Consider the following 13,165-nt stretch of genomic DNA (forward strand, 5'->3'; position numbering starts at 1 on the left):
GCGCTCTGTCGTCGCGTGTGTACGATGTGTATGGTTCCTGCATGAAGAGCGGGGACCTTATCCGGGAGATGGAAGCGGCGGGCTGGTCCTGTCGCCGGATCCGCGGATCCCATCATGTGTTCGTGCATCCGCACCGGCCTCACATCATCACCGTTCCGCATCCCAAAAAGGATCTGGGAAAAGGGTTGGTACAGGCATTGCGGAAGCTTGCGGGACTGACGTAGGAAGCCCTCATGCGATATCCAGTCTTGATCGAGGCCGGCGATGAACGTACCGCGTGGAGCGTGATCGTTCCGGATCTGCCCGGCTGCTTCTCGGCTGCCGACACGCTCGACGCTGCGTTGACGTCTGCTGAGGAGGCGGCACTGGGATGGATCGATGCCGCGCTGGATGCAGGCCGCCCGATTCCGCGCCCTTCGTCGGCGCAGAAGGTGGTTGCCGAGGCGGATGAAGCAACCGCGTGGATCCTCGCTTACATCTGCATCGATCCTTCCGTGCTGGATGACACCATCGAGCGGGTCAATATCAGCCTGCCGCGCCGCATCCTTGCGCGCCTGGATGCGCAGGCCAAGGCGGCCGGCGAGTCGCGCTCAAGTTACATCGCGCACCTGGCGGCACAGGGCTGACGACGCGGTGGCCGAGCGAGCCCGGCCCCATACCCCTCAGCCCATCAATACGTCGCGCACTGCCGCCAGCGTACCGGCTCATCCACGCCGGGGCGGGCATTGAGCTGCACGCGCACATTTCGCAGGGCGGGGTAGCGCAACACTTCCTGGCACACGCGAGGCCACACTGTTTCCAGTTCGCCGGTGCGGTTGATCGCCAGCGTCTGCCGGGTCAGCCAGACACCGCTGGCGATGCCGGATTGCCCCGCCAAGGCGCGGGCCAGTTCGGCCTGGTAGCGGTCCAGCGTGGCAGTGTCGGGGTTGGGATTGCTGCGCGCGTCATCGGCGTTCTGCGGCGCCGGCGCGGCGGCGGCAACCGCCAGAGCAGGCGCATCCGCAGTCTTGTCGGGCGCGGCGGGCGTCGGCAACGGCTGTGCGGCCGGGGCCGCCACGGGTGCGGCAGCGGGTGCCGGAATCGGATCCGCCTGTTCGGTGCGCAGACCCTGCAGGCCAAGCCCGACCAGGAGGCCCAGCGTCACTGAAGCCAGTGCAGCGATGGCGATGCGGCGCAGCGCTTCATGGCGGGCGATCGCGCGCACGCGGGTGTCAACATCGGTCGGCAGGTAGGGCTGCAGCAGCGGCCACAGGCGCGGACCATCGATTACTTCCACCGCCTGCTTCTCTGCGGCGGTCAGGCCATCGCGTTCAACCCGGCCTTCGGTGATCAGCATGCCGCCCTTGGCGCCCGCCAGCCGCGCGGCCGCGCCCAGTTCGTTCACCGCAGCGGTGCCGATGCGATAGGCCAGGCCGTGCTTGCACGACACCCGCCAGGTGTTCGGGCCGTCGCTGAGCAGGAAATCGCTGCTCGGCTCGCGGCTTTCCTCGCTCGGGTCCTGCAGTTCACGCAGGCCGCGCTGCTCGCGCAGCATGCGCTTGATCAGGGTGGAAAACTCGCGCCAGTGCATGCCAGCCAGGGCCTGCAGGCCCAGTTGCATTTCGGTACGTCGGCGCTTGAACCACCAGAGATAGACGGTGGCCAGGGTGCAGGTAAGCAGGGCCGACAGCAGGGCCAGAATCCAGGGAAGCATGCAGGGCGACGACGGAAGGGGCGAAAACGGAAGCCCACAGTGTAAAGGGCCGACCGGTTGATTGCGTCAGGGTGACCCCGACAGCAAGCGTGATGCAGCCCGCAGATCCGCACGCGCCAGACACGAAAAACCCGCCAATCCTGAAGCCGTGAGGGGAGGGAACAAACGGCAGCCGAAGCGATTGGCGGGTTCTACGCGATTGTCAACGAAAATTTATTGCGTTGCAACAAAGGCGGTTCAGGGCGTGCTGCCCGGTGACTGGTGGCTGCCGGGTGAGGGGGCATCGACATCGGCGGAGGCACGGTGTTCCAGCTTGGCCAGGCGCGCGGTCAGCGCATCGATGCGTGCTTCCAGCGCGGTCACCTGATCGGCGGTCGGCACGTGCAGGCGCTTGAGCACGCCCTGTACCTGGTCATCGAACGCCTTGTTGACCTTGTCCCAGGTTCCAGAGGCCTTCTCGCGGGCTTCGTCCAGCGAGTGCTCGACGTTGTCACGCCAGCCCGGTTCCTGCTCGCCGCTACGCTCGCGGCGGCGGGCTTCCCAGGCTTCGCCTTCCTTCACCAGGCCATCGAAGAACCGGCCTCCTTCTGCCTGCGCGCGCCCCAAGGCGCCAAGTCCGGCCAGCCAGACCTGCTGTGCCGAATCGCTCAGCTTGCGCGAAAAGCGTTCTGCCTGGTCGCCGAAGCCGGCATCGTCGTCGCGGCGGTCGTCATTCTCGTAACGGTTCATCGCACTTCCCGGGGGAGTTGGGCCTACCCCCGAGAGTAGCGCGCGCCGACGTTGCTGGGCCGTGATGGCCGCAGCGCAGGTTCAGCCCAGCTTTTCCTTCAACACACGCTGGATCTCGCTTTCCACCATGCCCTTCATCGCCGACAGCAGGAAGCCCAGCTTGGCCGTCACCCGCACCGCGCCCGGCTGCAGTTCGATCGCACCGTCCACGCCGCTGCCGGAGAAGTTCAACACGTCGGCGGCCCACGACGACTTCAGGCCGAAGCGTTCGCCCAGCTTGGCGGCAACCTGTTCGATCGCCTCGCGCGCCTGGGTGTCGGGCAGGGTATGGGCGTGGCGGACATCGATGGTGGACATGCGGGCTCCTGGCGCAGGGCGGGGATCAGTGAGAGGGCGAGCATTGTGCGCATCGACAGCGCCCACGCCAAGCGCTCATCGCAGGTTCTTCTTCGTGGGCGGCCAACCTGCTAGTCTGCGCCGCGTGCAGAACCTGCTAGTTCACTTCAGTCAACAACAACAGCCCGACCAGCCGCTACGGCCCGGGGTGCAGCGCATCGTGCGCCAGGCAAATGGCAGCGTGCGCCTCGGTGATGCCGGCAATGGCGCACTGCTGCTCGCGCAGTTCTGCATGGACGATCGCGGCCTATGGCTGCAGGTCGGCAACGGTATCCGCGGCATCCATGTGAACGGCCGCCCGGTACGGCGCATGGCCCTGCTGCGCGCCGGCGACGCGGTATACGTGGACGGCGTGGAAATGGTCCTGCAGGGCGAGGTCGACACCCTGCTGCAGGCACCGGCGCCGGCCTCCAGCATTGAAGGCAACGGTGACGAGCAGCGCCTGCTGCGCGGTGTCGGTGGCCTGCATCACGGTCGCAGCTACCCCCTGTCGCGCACGCGGGTGATCGGTCGTGGCAGCGATGTCGACATCGAGATCGATGAGCCTGCCTTCGCCGAACAGCACGCGCGGGTGGAAGTGCACGGCGAGCGGGTATTGCTGCGTGACCTGGGCAGTGCCGATGGCACCCGGGTCAACGGTGTTGCCGTGCGCCACTGCTGGCTGCAGGCTGGCGACCAGGTGGTGTTCGATGGCCAGCACCGGTTCGTGCTGGAAGTGCCGCACGACCCGCGCCGTCGCCCGCCGCTGGCCGATGACGAAGGCAACGACGAAGCCGAACAGGCGCCCGTGGTGCCTGCGGCCCCACGCCGGGTGCGCCGCTGGCCGTGGCTGCTGGGCAGTGCGTTGCTGCTGGCGGCGGTGCTCAGCCTGCTGCTCTGGTTCGGCGCGCGCTGAGCCGCATCCGCCGGGCATGGCCCGGCGCTACCGGCCTTCGCTCTGGTAGATGCCAACCTTGGTTGGCACGTTCCCTCCGCACCCATGACGCCTGCCGGCGTACGCCAACCAAGGTTGGCGGCTACCAAGACCATGCACGGCCCCGCACCGCGCGCGGCCAATGGATACGGATGCAACCAAATTTCCCTTGCGCCACAAGGCCGCAAGGCTGGTGCAGTGCGGCATACTAGGGGTCTTGCCCCACAGGTGTGCCATGACGCGCGCGTTCAACTTCAGTGCCGGCCCTGCAACGTTGCCGGAATCGGTCCTGCGCCAGGCGCAGGCGGAAATGCTGGACTGGCACGGTAGCGGTGCCTCCATCGTGGAAATGAGCCATCGCGGACCGGAATTCATGTCCGTGGCGGCCGAGGCCGAGGCCGACCTGCGTCGCCTGCTCGACATCCCCGAGGACTATGCGGTGCTGTTCCTGCCCGGTGGCGCCACCACCCAGCAGGCCTTGATCCCGCTCAACTTCGCCAGCCCCGGCCAGCGTGCCGACTACGTGGTCACCGGCCACTGGGGCAAGACCGCAGTCAAGCAGGCCAGCCCCTACGTGGACGTCAACGTCGCCGCCAGCAGCGAGGCCGAAGGCTATCGCCAGCTGCCCGAGCGCGCCGGCTGGCAGCTGTCGCCCGATGCTGCCTACGTGCACATCACCGCCAACGAGACCATCCACGGCGTCGAGTTTCGTGATGTGCCCGAGACCGGCAACGTGCCGCTGGTGGCCGATTTCAGCTCGTCCATCGCCAGCGAGCCGCTGGATGTACGCCGCTATGGCGTGATTTACGCCGGTGCGCAGAAGAACCTGGGTCCGGTCGGCATCGCGGTGATGATCATCCGTCGCGACCTGCTGGAGCGCAGTGGCCAGCCGCGTGCGGACATCTTCGATTACCGCTCGCACGTCGCCCGCGATTCCATGCTCAACACGCCGCCGACCTGGAACTGGTACCTGGCTGGCCTGGTGTTCAAGTGGATGCTCGCCGAAGGTGGCGTGGTCGAGTTCGCCAAGCGCAACGCCGCCAAGGCCGCGCTGGTGTACGGCGCCATCGATGCCTCCGGCGGTTTCTATCGCAACGAGGTCGCGCATTCGGCGCGCTCGCGGATGAACATCCCGTTCTTCCTGCCCAACACCGACCTCGATGCCCGCTTCGTCGCCGAAGCCAAGGCCGCCGGCCTGCTGGCGCTGAAGGGCCACAAGGTGGTCGGTGGCATCCGTGCGTCGCTCTACAACGCCATGCCGCTGGCCGGGGCCGAGGCGCTGGTCGCCTTCATGGCCGATTTCCAGCAGCGTCACGGCTGAGCAATGAACGGCGCGCATCGTCGGGTGCGCGCCCCGCAACAAGGAATTCCGATGGCAAGCAAACCCAGCAAGAAGGCGTCGAAGAAGGCCGAACCGGCCAAGGACAGCGCCACCTCCAAGCCGAAGGGCAAGTCGAAGGCAACCGCGGTGCCGACCCTGGCGCCACTGGCGCTGGCCGATGTGCGTTCGAAGATCGACCAGATCGACCGTGACATCCAGAGCCTGATCGCCGAGCGCGCACAGTTCGCCCACCAGGTCGGCAAGGCCAAGGGCAAGCTCGCCGCCGCCGTCGATTACTACCGCCCCGAACGCGAAGCGCAGGTGCTGCGCATGGTGGTGGACCGCAACGAAGGCCCGCTCAGCGATGAACTGCTGGTGCATGTCTACCGCGAAATCATGTCGGCCTGCCTGGCCCAGCAGGAGCCGTTGAAGATCGGCTACCTCGGCCCGGAAGGCACCTTCAGCCAGCAGGCCGTACTCAAGCACTTCGGCCGCTCGGCGCTGGGCCTGCCGATGGCCAGCATCGAAGAAGTGTTCCAGGAAGTGGAAGCGGGCAACGCCGATTTCGGCGTGGTGCCGGTGGAAAACTCGGGGCAGGGCACCATCCAGATCACCCTGGATATGTTCCTCACCTCCAACCTGAAGATCTGCGGCGAAGTGGAACTGCGCGTGCAGCAGTACCTGATGTCGCGCAGTGGCCGCATCGAAGACATCGAACGCGTCTACGGCCATCCGCAGTCGTTCATGCAGACCTCGGCATGGATGCGCGCCAACCTGCCCAAGGCCGAGAAGATCCCGGTGGCCAGCAATGCCGAAGGCGCGCGCCGTGCGCGCAATGCCGACGACGCTGCAGCCATTGGCGGCGAAAGCGCAGGCCACGTGTACGGCCTGAAGAAGGTCGTCACCAAGCCGATCCAGAACGATGCCGACAACACCACCCGTTTCCTGGTGGTGGGCCGCAACATCTTCCCGACCTCCGGTCACGACCGTACCTCGGTGCTGGTGTTCATCCATGACAAGCCGGGTGCGCTGTTCGATGTGCTCAGCCCGTTCGCGCGCCATGGCATCAGCATGAACCGCATCGAGTCGCGGCCCTCGCACCATGGGAAGTGGGAATACGGCTTCTTCATCGACCTCGCCGGCCACATCGACGACGCGCCGATGCAGGCCGCACTGGCCGAACTGGAAGCGCACTCGGCGCAGATCAAGGTGCTTGGCTCCTATCCGGTGGCCGTGCCCTGATCCCTGCTGCGGCGGCTGCGGCCGCCGCCCCTGATGCACCGCCGGTGACCCGGCGTTTACGGAACAATTCAACGATGAGCAACGTGCAGCACTGGATCGCCCGCAAGGGCCAGCCCCTGCAGGGCAGCCTGACCATTCCCGGCGACAAGTCGGTCTCGCACCGCTCGGTGATGTTCGCCGCGCTGGCCGACGGTACCTCGCACATCGAAGGCTTCCTGGAAGGCGAAGACACCCGCGCCACCGCGCGCATCTTCAGCCAGTTGGGCGTGCGCATCGAAACCCCCAGCGCGTCGCAGCGCATCATTCATGGCGTCGGCATCGATGGCCTGCAGGCACCCAGCGCGCCGCTGGACTGCGGCAATGCCGGCACCGGCATGCGTCTGTTGGCCGGCCTGCTGGCCGGTCAGGCATTCGACTGCACGCTGGTCGGCGACGAATCGCTGTCCGGCCGTCCGATGCGCCGCGTCACCGGTCCGCTGTCGCAGATGGGCGCGAAGATCGACACCGAGGCAGACGGCACGCCGCCGCTGCACGTGCATGGCGGGCAGACGCTGAACGGCATCGACTTTGCCTCGCAGGTGGCCAGCGCGCAGATCAAGTCCGCCGTGCTGCTGGCGGGCCTGTACGCGCATGGCGAGACCAGCGTGACCGAACCGCACCCGACCCGCGACTACACCGAGCGCATGTTGTCCGCGTTCGGCGTGGACATCGCGTTCTCGCCGGGCAAGGCGCGCCTGCGTGGCGGCCAGCGCCTGCGCGCGACCGACATCGTGGTGCCGGCCGACTTCTCCTCGGCCGCATTCTTCCTGGTCGCGGCCAGCATCATTCCCGGTTCCGAGCTGCGCCTGAAGCAGGTCGGCCTCAATCCGCGCCGTACCGGCCTGCTGCACGCGCTGCGCCTGATGGGCGCGGATATCACCGAAGAGAACCCGGCAGAGCAGGGCGGGGAACCGGTGGCCGATCTGGTGGTGCGCTACGCGCCGCTGAAGGGCGCGCGTATTCCGGAGGAACTGGTGCCGGACATGATCGACGAGTTCCCGGCACTGTTCGTGGCTGCTGCCGCCGCTGAAGGGCAGACCGTGGTGACCGGCGCCGCCGAACTGCGGGTGAAGGAATCCGATCGTCTGGCGGCGATGGCGACCGGCCTGCGCGCGCTGGGCATGCAGGTGGACGAAACCGAAGATGGCGCCACCCTGCGCGGCGGGGTAGCGCTGGGCAGTGGCACCATTGAAAGCCACGGCGATCATCGGATTGCGATGGCCTTCGCCATTGCCGGCCAGATCAGTCATGGCGAAGTGCGCATCAACGACATCGCCAACGTCGCAACCTCCTTTCCGGACTTCGACGGCCTGGCCCGCAGCGCCGGCTTCAACCTGTCCTGACCGGCACCGCATCCGCCGGGCGTGGCCTGGCGGATCACATGGCCTGGTAGGTGCCAACCTTGGTTGGCACGCTTCTGCGCACAAAAAAACGGAGGCCGAAGCCTCCGTTTTCATTTCAGATGCTACCGACGATCAACGCTCGGTACGGAAATCCACCGGTACACGCACCACGCTGGCCACGGCACGGCCCTGCTGCACCGCCGGCTCGAACTTCCAGCCCTGCACGGTATTCAACACGGCACGGTCGAGGTCGCGGCTGCGTTCGCCGCTGCGCGACACGATCGCCGCATCGGTCACGTTGCCACGGGTATCCACGTTCAAGCTGGCAACCACGCTGCCCTGCACCCCACTACGCAGAGCGGCGGCCGGATAGCTGGGCTTGCTGTTGCTGGCCAGCGGACGCGCCTCACGGTTGCGTACGGCCGGGGCCGCCTTGCGCTGGCTCTGCACAGGCGCGGCCTGGCGCGTAGCCGGCGCCGGTGCGATGGCAACCGGCGTTTCAGTGGCCGGCAGCATGTCAGTGGCCGGCAGCATGCGCTCGCTCACCGGCGCAGGCGCAACGTCGTCATGGTTGGCAAAGCGCAGCCAGACCAGTGCCGCTGCGAACATTGCCACGATCAGTGCCAGCCACAGCCAAGGAGACGCCGAGCGGGGCGCAAGCGTGCCATCCTGCTGCAGCTGCGGGGAATGAAGGTTTTCGTGGGTAGTAGCAGTCATCGCAAGCTCCTCGCGTCAGTAACGACGCCCAGAGTGTTGCCCGAGGCGGCGTCGCAGCGTGTCAGCATTGCGTCAACGCAACTTGCAAGGTTCAGCTTTTCTGCGGGGAAACGTTCAGTTACTGCGGCTTGAAGTCGAACGGCACTTCAATGCTGCCGGGCACCGGCTGCCCATTGCTCACTGCCGGGCTGAAGCGCCAGCGACGCACCGCATCCGTTGCCGCACGGTCCAGTTCACGCGAACCGCTGCGCTGGATCACCGTCACGTTGTTCGGGTATCCGGTGGCGTCCACCTCCACGCGCACCACCACGCTGCCGGCTTCGCCGCGTCGCAGGGCGGCGGCCGGGTAGGCCGGCGGCGGCGACTGGCCGGCAATCGGCATCGGCTGCGCATTGGCAGTTGCCGGTGCCGCAGTACCCGGCGCGGCCGGGGCGGGTTCAATCGTGGCTGGGGGCGGCGGCGGGGCCGTTTCCACCAGCTTCGGCGCATCGTCTTCGTCCGGCACCGGGGCCGGCTTGGCGTCGGGCATGTCGCTGGAACCCGCCGCTGCGGCCAGCGGCTCGGGCAGCGGTTCCACCTGGGCGGTTTCCTGCGGCGTCTGCGCGGCCGGATCGGCGCGGAAGAATTCCTTGTCGCGACCGGTCAGCCAGACCAGCACGAACAGCAGGATGCCCACGCCGAAGGCGATACCGGCGATCTTCAGGGCGTTGCGCGGGATATGCACGGTGAACGACTTGGCAGGCGACGGACGGGGAGCAGACATGGACCAGACCAGTACGGAATGCTTCGATTCTGCCACGGCCGGAATGAACCGGGCGGCAGAATTCCGTATAACAGGCGATAATCCCGTTCCTGTTACCCACCACGACGCCCGCCATGCTTGATCCAGCCCTGCTCCGCCACCAGCCCGCCGACCTCGCCGAACGCCTGCGCACCAGCCGCGGCTTCGAGCTCGACGTGTCTGCCCTGGAGTCACTGGAGGCGGATCGCAAGCGCATCCAGGTGCGTACCCAGGAGCTGCAGAGCCTGCGCAACAGCCGCTCCAAGGCCATCGGCCAGGCCAAGGCCAAGGGCGAGGACGTTTCGGCCATCATGGCCGAGGTGGCTGCCTTCGCCGATGAGCTGAAGGCCTCGGAAGTGGCCCTGGACGAGCTGCGCGAGAAGATCGACACGATCTCGATGGGCATCCCGAACCTTCCCGCCGATGACGTGCCGGCCGGCGCCGACGAGAGCGAGAACGTCGAGCAGTCGCGCTGGGGTACCCCGCGCCAGTTCGATTTCAAGGTGCTCGACCACGTTGAACTGGGCGCGCGCAACAAGTGGCTGGACGGCGAGACCGCGGCCAAGCTGTCCGGCTCGCGGTTCACCGTGCTGCGTGGCCCGATCGCGCGCCTGCACCGTGCCCTGGCCCAGTTCATGCTCGACCTGCACAGCGGCGAGCACGCGTACCAGGAAACCAACGTGCCGGTGATCGTCAACGCCGACAGCCTGTACGGCACCGGCCAGCTGCCCAAGTTCGAAGAGGACATGTTCATCACCGAGCTGGGTGAGCAGAAGCGTTACCTGATCTCGACCTCGGAAATCTCGCTGACCAACATCGCCCGCGACGAGATCCTCGACGCCGAGCGCCTGCCGCTGCGCATGACCGCCCACTCGCTGTGCTTCCGTTCCGAAGCCGGCAGCGGCGGCCGCGACGTGCGCGGCATGATCCGCCAGCACCAGTTCGAGAAGGTCGAGCTGGTCTCGATCTGCCGCCCGGAAGACAGCGACGCCGAGCACCAGCGCATGACCCGCTGCGCCGAAGTGGTGCTGGAAAAGCTCGGCCTGCCGTACCGCAAGGTGCTGCTGTGCACCGGCGACATGGGCTTCTCGGCGATCAAGACCTACGACCTGGAAGTCTGGCTGCCGTCGCAGGAGACCTACCGCGAGATTTCCTCCTGCTCGAACTGTGGCGACTTCCAGGCCCGCCGCATGCAGGCGCGCTGGCGCAACCCGGCCACCGGCAAGCCGGAACTGGCGCACACCCTGAACGGCTCGGGCGTGGCGGTCGGCCGCGCGATGATCGCGGTGATGGAGAACTACCAGAACGCCGACGGCAGCATCACCGTGCCTGAAGCCCTGCGCCCGTACATGGGCGGTATCGACACCATCGGTTGAACCCGGTAGATGCCATGCTTGCATGGCACTACTCTGGCTTTGGTGGGTGCCATGCTTGCATGGCCCCGCATCCACTCATGGCGTGGATCTACTGACGCGGTGCTGCATCCACGCATGGCGTGGATCTACTGAGGCGGTGCGGCCTCCACGCATGGCGTGGATCTACTGAGGCGGTGCGACATCCACGCATGGCGTGGATCTACTGAGGCGGTGCGACATCCACGCATGGCGTGGATCTACTGGGGCGGTGCGGCATCCACGCATGGCGTGGATCTACTGACGCGGTGCGTCATCCTCGCATGGCGTGGATCAACTGGGCGGTGCTGCATCCATGCGCTAGGGGCCCGAGGCTTTGCAGTAGATCCACGCCATGCGTGGATAGCGCAATCCATCAACCCACTACGCGCAGCTTCTCCAGCGGCACCCAGCCCGCCTCCCCACTCTCCGGCACGCACCACGCCCACCCATTGAGCGTGCGCACGCCGCGCAACGGCTGCCCCGGGTCCACATCCAGCTCCCGCGCGCAGTAGTCCTCCGTGGCAAACGCGCCGCCCTGCGCATCGCAACCGATCACCGGCGCCGGCACGAACCCGGGCTGCTGCCCCTCGGCCTCGCACAGAAACCAGTCTTCCCAGCCCTCGGGCCCTTCATAACGCTCACCCACCACCAGCGCCTGCCCACGGTGCAGGGTGATCGGATGCGGAAATTCGCTGCGGTGCGCAGCCGTCACGATGTAGTTCATCGCGCCATGGTGACAAAAAAAAGCGGCCCCGCAAAAGCAGGGCCGCTAGGGTAGGGTGGGCCGGGATGGGGGAGGGAATCCCGGCCCGCGTTCAGCGCCCAGACGAGGGAGAGAGGCGCCGAACGATGGAACGCGTTACGCCGCTGCCACTTCCGCTGCCTCATGCGACGGCAGCGCTGCCAGCGCACCGGCAATCGCGTCTTCGCGGTGCTGCGGCGAATAGGCAATGCCCTCGGCACGCACGAACTCGATGTCGTTGATGCCCCAGAAGGCGAACGTCTGGCGCAGGAAGGGCTCCTGGAAGTCCGCCGGCGAGTCGGTGTAGATGCCGCCACGGCTGCTGACCACGATCACCCGCTTGCCACCGGCCAGGCCCACCGGGCCGTTCTCGGTGTACTTGAAGGTGCGCCCGGCCACCGCCACACGGTCGATCCAGGCCTTCAGGGTGGAGGGCACGCTGAAGTTGTACATCGGCGCGCCGATCACCACGATGTCGGCAGCCAGGAACTGCTCGAGCACCTGTTCAGCATCAGCGGCCTCGGCCGGATCGGTCTTGGCCAGCGAGCCACTGCGCAGATGCGGTACCGGATTGGCGTCAAGATCGCGATAATCAACCTGAAGGCCGTCGATCTGCTGCTTGAACTGGGCCACCACGGCGGCGGTCAGGTGGCGGGAGACGGAGTTGTCGCCAAGCACGCTGGCGTCGATGTGCAGAAGCTTCATGGCAGTACCTATGTTCGGGAGAGGTGGCGGGCTTGCCGCCGACGGAGAGAACAATAGGTTGTTGCAAGGGCGGGATAAAGGTGGTTGAATGCCACGTATTGTTCTACTAATGGAACTCGGGTATGCATGACCTGAATGATCTGTACTACTTCGCGATGGTGGTCGACCACGGCGGTTTCGCCGCCGCCGAGCGCGCACTGGGCATCCCCAAGTCGCGCCTGAGCCGCCGCATCAGCCAGCTGGAAACCGACCTGGGCGTGCGCCTGCTGCAGCGCTCCACGCGGCGCTTTGCCGTTACCGACGTCGGTACCAGCGTGCATCGCCACGCCCAGACCATGCTGGCCGAGGCGCAGGCCGCGCGCGAGGTGGTGGACCGCCTCAGCGCCGAGCCACGCGGCCTGGTGCGCGCCAGCGTGCCGGTCTCGCTGGCGCAGATGCAGCTGCCCAAGCTGCTGCCCAAGTTCCTGGAGCAGTACCCGAAGGTGCGGCTGCAGCTGAACATCAGCAACCGCCGCGTGGACATCATCAACGAAGGCTACGACGTGGCCCTGCGCGTGCGTTCGCGCCTGGACGACGACGGCAGTCTGGTGATGCGCAGCTTTGGCCAGGTGCAGGAACTGCTGGTGGCCAGCCCGAAGTACCTGGACCGCGCCGGCCGCCCGAAGGACCCGGAAGAACTGGCAAACCACGTCACCTTGAGCATCAGCGAAGACGAGGCACGCCAGCGCTGGGAACTGCACGGACCGGAAGGCGCGGTACGCCGGGTGGACCTGCAGCCGCGCGTGGCCGGTTTCGACTTCCCGCTGCTGCAGAGCATGGTGAAGGACGGTTTCGGCATCACCATGCTGCCGGAAACGGTCTGCGCCGATGCCGTGCGCAATGGCGAGCTGGAAGTGGTGCTACCGGACTGGTCGCTGCCGCAGGGTGTGTGCCACGCCGTGTTCGCCTCGCGCCGCGGCCTGCTGCCGGCGGTGCGGGTGTTCATCGACTTCCTGGCCGAGCACCTGCCGCCGCAACTGGAGGCCTCGCGCCTGGATTGCGGTGGCGCCTGCGAAAAGGCCAAGGAGCGCATCAAGGCCAGTGCACTGGGTGCGTTGGCGGTGGACGCGGGCTGAGGCTTGCCTCCGATGGAACAACGGTCTTGGGCAAA

15 protein-coding genes are annotated in these 13,165 nt (G+C 66.8%); 8 read left to right on the forward strand and 7 right to left on the reverse strand.

Translation table 11 applies throughout. From position 1 onward, the window contains the following. The first annotated feature begins 41 nt into the window (after positions 1-41). Complete coding sequence (locus HFK18_RS12675; RefSeq protein ID WP_180166502.1) at positions 42-224, forward strand: type II toxin-antitoxin system HicA family toxin; 183 nt, start codon at positions 42-44, stop codon at positions 222-224. Positions 225-233: 9 nt separating this feature from the next. Continuing rightward, on the forward strand, positions 234-626 hold the full coding sequence (locus tag HFK18_RS12680) for a type II toxin-antitoxin system HicB family antitoxin (protein WP_099820724.1): 393 nt from the start codon (positions 234-236) through the stop codon (positions 624-626). A 44-nt stretch (positions 627-670) separates the two neighbouring features. Here the strand turns inward: HFK18_RS12680 and HFK18_RS12685 are convergent, their stop codons facing one another. The 3 genes from HFK18_RS12685 to HFK18_RS12695 all read right to left on the reverse strand — a co-directional run bounded on the left by HFK18_RS12685 (position 671) and on the right by HFK18_RS12695 (position 2,779). Beyond that, the gene (locus HFK18_RS12685) at positions 671-1,693 is read right to left on the reverse strand and encodes a restriction endonuclease (RefSeq protein ID WP_180166503.1); all 1,023 of its coding nucleotides are present in this window, start codon (positions 1,691-1,693) and stop codon (positions 671-673) included. A 237-nt stretch (positions 1,694-1,930) separates the two neighbouring features. Beyond that, positions 1,931-2,422, reverse strand: coding sequence for a phasin family protein (locus HFK18_RS12690; RefSeq protein ID WP_099820722.1), 492 nt, complete (start codon positions 2,420-2,422; stop codon positions 1,931-1,933). A gap of 81 nt (positions 2,423-2,503) precedes the next feature. Next, positions 2,504-2,779, reverse strand: a complete 276-nt coding sequence (locus tag HFK18_RS12695) for a polyhydroxyalkanoic acid system family protein (RefSeq protein WP_025876985.1) — start codon at positions 2,777-2,779, stop codon at positions 2,504-2,506. Positions 2,780-2,903: 124 nt separating this feature from the next. Between HFK18_RS12695 and HFK18_RS12700 the strand changes: the two genes are divergently transcribed. The 4 genes from HFK18_RS12700 (at position 2,904) to aroA (ending at position 7,676) form a co-directional block, all read left to right on the forward strand. Then, positions 2,904-3,713, forward strand: coding sequence for an FHA domain-containing protein (locus tag HFK18_RS12700; protein ID WP_180166504.1), 810 nt, complete (start codon positions 2,904-2,906; stop codon positions 3,711-3,713). A 253-nt stretch (positions 3,714-3,966) separates the two neighbouring features. Beyond that, positions 3,967-5,052 (forward strand): 3-phosphoserine/phosphohydroxythreonine transaminase, encoded by a 1,086-nt coding sequence (gene serC / locus HFK18_RS12705; RefSeq protein ID WP_180166505.1) that lies wholly within the window; start codon positions 3,967-3,969, stop codon positions 5,050-5,052. A 51-nt stretch (positions 5,053-5,103) separates the two neighbouring features. Next, a complete protein-coding gene (gene pheA, locus HFK18_RS12710) occupies positions 5,104-6,294 on the forward strand; it encodes a prephenate dehydratase (RefSeq protein ID WP_025878757.1) in 1,191 nt (396 codons plus the stop codon). Between the two features lie 74 nt (positions 6,295-6,368). Then, entirely contained in the window at positions 6,369-7,676 is a 1,308-nt protein-coding gene (gene aroA / locus HFK18_RS12715) for a 3-phosphoshikimate 1-carboxyvinyltransferase (RefSeq protein ID WP_180166506.1), read from the forward strand. 132 nt (positions 7,677-7,808) lie between these two features. Here the strand turns inward: aroA and HFK18_RS12720 are convergent, their stop codons facing one another. Both HFK18_RS12720 and HFK18_RS12725 read right to left on the reverse strand, forming a co-directional pair. Continuing rightward, complete coding sequence (locus HFK18_RS12720; RefSeq protein ID WP_180166507.1) at positions 7,809-8,393, reverse strand: energy transducer TonB; 585 nt, start codon at positions 8,391-8,393, stop codon at positions 7,809-7,811. 118 nt (positions 8,394-8,511) lie between these two features. Then, positions 8,512-9,156: an energy transducer TonB gene (locus tag HFK18_RS12725; RefSeq protein ID WP_180166508.1), complete on the reverse strand. Its 645-nt coding sequence runs from the start codon at positions 9,154-9,156 to the stop codon at positions 8,512-8,514. Between the two features lie 113 nt (positions 9,157-9,269). Between HFK18_RS12725 and serS the strand changes: the two genes are divergently transcribed. Then, positions 9,270-10,550: a serine--tRNA ligase gene (serS, locus tag HFK18_RS12730; RefSeq protein WP_180166509.1), complete on the forward strand. Its 1,281-nt coding sequence runs from the start codon at positions 9,270-9,272 to the stop codon at positions 10,548-10,550. Positions 10,551-10,941: 391 nt separating this feature from the next. Here serS and HFK18_RS12735 read toward each other — a convergent pair whose 3' ends face one another. Then, positions 10,942-11,292: a ligand-binding protein SH3 gene (locus HFK18_RS12735; RefSeq protein ID WP_180166510.1), complete on the reverse strand. Its 351-nt coding sequence runs from the start codon at positions 11,290-11,292 to the stop codon at positions 10,942-10,944. A gap of 135 nt (positions 11,293-11,427) precedes the next feature. Beyond that, on the reverse strand, positions 11,428-12,015 hold the full coding sequence (locus HFK18_RS12740; protein ID WP_033831454.1) for an NAD(P)H-dependent oxidoreductase: 588 nt from the start codon (positions 12,013-12,015) through the stop codon (positions 11,428-11,430). A 122-nt stretch (positions 12,016-12,137) separates the two neighbouring features. Between HFK18_RS12740 and HFK18_RS12745 the strand changes: the two genes are divergently transcribed. Next, complete coding sequence (locus HFK18_RS12745; RefSeq protein ID WP_025878750.1) at positions 12,138-13,130, forward strand: LysR family transcriptional regulator; 993 nt, start codon at positions 12,138-12,140, stop codon at positions 13,128-13,130. The last annotated feature ends 35 nt before the right edge of the window (positions 13,131-13,165 follow it).

Source organism: Stenotrophomonas sp. SbOxS2, from assembly GCF_013416715.1.
Classification (GTDB): Bacteria; Pseudomonadota; Gammaproteobacteria; order Xanthomonadales; family Xanthomonadaceae; genus Stenotrophomonas; species Stenotrophomonas lactitubi.

Excerpts from the sequence above, each read along its gene's own strand:
- HFK18_RS12675 (WP_180166502.1), top strand. The coding sequence starts at position 42 with ATGAAGAGCGGGGACCTTATCCGGGAGATGGAAGCGGCGGGCTGGTCC.
- HFK18_RS12680 (WP_099820724.1), top strand. The coding sequence starts at position 234 with ATGCGATATCCAGTCTTGATCGAGGCCGGCGATGAACGTACCGCGTGG.
- HFK18_RS12685 (WP_180166503.1), bottom strand. The coding sequence starts at position 1,693 with ATGCTTCCCTGGATTCTGGCCCTGCTGTCGGCCCTGCTTACCTGCACC.
- HFK18_RS12690 (WP_099820722.1), bottom strand. The coding sequence starts at position 2,422 with ATGAACCGTTACGAGAATGACGACCGCCGCGACGACGATGCCGGCTTC.
- HFK18_RS12695 (WP_025876985.1), bottom strand. The coding sequence starts at position 2,779 with ATGTCCACCATCGATGTCCGCCACGCCCATACCCTGCCCGACACCCAG.
- serC (WP_180166505.1), top strand. The coding sequence starts at position 3,967 with ATGACGCGCGCGTTCAACTTCAGTGCCGGCCCTGCAACGTTGCCGGAA.
- pheA (WP_025878757.1), top strand. The coding sequence starts at position 5,104 with ATGGCAAGCAAACCCAGCAAGAAGGCGTCGAAGAAGGCCGAACCGGCC.
- aroA (WP_180166506.1), top strand. The coding sequence starts at position 6,369 with ATGAGCAACGTGCAGCACTGGATCGCCCGCAAGGGCCAGCCCCTGCAG.
- HFK18_RS12720 (WP_180166507.1), bottom strand. The coding sequence starts at position 8,393 with ATGACTGCTACTACCCACGAAAACCTTCATTCCCCGCAGCTGCAGCAG.
- HFK18_RS12725 (WP_180166508.1), bottom strand. The coding sequence starts at position 9,156 with ATGTCTGCTCCCCGTCCGTCGCCTGCCAAGTCGTTCACCGTGCATATC.
- serS (WP_180166509.1), top strand. The coding sequence starts at position 9,270 with ATGCTTGATCCAGCCCTGCTCCGCCACCAGCCCGCCGACCTCGCCGAA.
- HFK18_RS12735 (WP_180166510.1), bottom strand. The coding sequence starts at position 11,292 with ATGAACTACATCGTGACGGCTGCGCACCGCAGCGAATTTCCGCATCCG.
- HFK18_RS12740 (WP_033831454.1), bottom strand. The coding sequence starts at position 12,015 with ATGAAGCTTCTGCACATCGACGCCAGCGTGCTTGGCGACAACTCCGTC.
- HFK18_RS12745 (WP_025878750.1), top strand. The coding sequence starts at position 12,138 with ATGCATGACCTGAATGATCTGTACTACTTCGCGATGGTGGTCGACCAC.